General features: G+C 25.1%; 1 protein-coding gene. It reads right to left on the bottom strand.

Going from position 1 to position 1,289, the window contains the following annotated elements; genetic code table 11:
- Positions 1-605: 605 nt before the first annotated feature.
- On the bottom strand, positions 606-1,289 hold a 684-nt coding region (locus tag BLO14_RS05895), incomplete at its 5' end, for a virulence associated lipoprotein (protein ID WP_143280341.1).

Genomic DNA, 1,289 nt, shown 5'->3' with positions numbered 1-1,289 from the left:
ATAACCTGATACGTTCTTAAAGAATCTAAAAGGCCATCTTGAGAAACAAATCAATAAGCTATTTCTATAATCTTTGATTTTCTAATAGTAGTTCATAATATAATTTTTAATATGTTATATAATTTCCATTTTTATTTGTAACCGCCAATTATTAATGGGATAGATGTTAAGATAAAATTATATACCATTAATAATATTAATCTATTGCTAACTACTATTACTAAATAAAAGAGTATAAAAAAGCATTTTACTTATTACTAGAATTTATTTTCAATATTCAACTTTCTAAATTTATCAATGGTTTAAAAACAGTATCTATGCAGTATTTATAAGGTTTATAAGAAAAAATATTTATCTATTTGGTATTTATTATTGAAAATCTTATTTTGTCTGGGAATTATTGTCTTATTTCTATAGAAGAAGCTTCTATAGAAATAAGACAATAACATATTGAAATACCAATAAATCAATTTGACAGACTTGTCTTTGCTTAAAAGTTTATTTAAATTATAGGTGAAAAATTATTTTGCAATCTTTAGTTAAAACGTTAAGCCTATCGTAATAAAAGATAGGCTTTTCCAGTTATGACAATTTTAATAGGTAACTTAAAGATTATATATTGAAAATATGTCACTTTTTAGGTTATTTGCTTCTTCACTTTTTTCTAGAATTTGATTAAAAATTGTGGTTGCATAAGATTCAAGCTTAGTGGTATCTGTTTTTATTAGATTTTCATTATTTTGATAATCTAATAAAAGTTGGTTTAACATTTTTGAGACTATTGTTTTTGTAGATAATAATTTTTCAAATGAATTTTTAAGCTTTTCTAAATCTGAAATGTCTAGTTCTTCCAGAGTATCTTTTTTGGAATATAGGCAAACTATCAATTCGTCTAGAGTGTTTCCAAATGTTTTAAATATATTAAATAGGCCTTCTGTTTGGCTTGCCAAGGATATAATTTCTGAAAGTTTCTTTAATTCATTAATATCAATATCATTTAAGGTGGCGTAAATCCATTTTCTACATTCTTTAGATCTCTCGGTATCAGCGGATATGCTTTCTTTTGGTTCTGCTGCCCAAAACAAATCGCTGAAAGCCGATATTTCATATTGGTTCGAAGGTTCTTCTTCCAATTTTTTTACATATTTTTTTCTATCCTCGTTAGCTTTTTCTATTAAATTTCTTAAATCATCAATTAGCGAGTTTTTTATTCGTTTATTTGGATTTTCTTCTTGATTTGAGCTTTCTTCTTGGTTTAAGTTTGCTTCTTGGTTTAAGTTTGCTTCTTG

Source organism: Borreliella japonica, from assembly GCF_900099615.1.
GTDB classification, from domain to species: domain Bacteria; phylum Spirochaetota; class Spirochaetia; order Borreliales; family Borreliaceae; genus Borreliella; species Borreliella japonica.
This window is presented reverse-complemented; position numbering and strand designations above follow the sequence as displayed.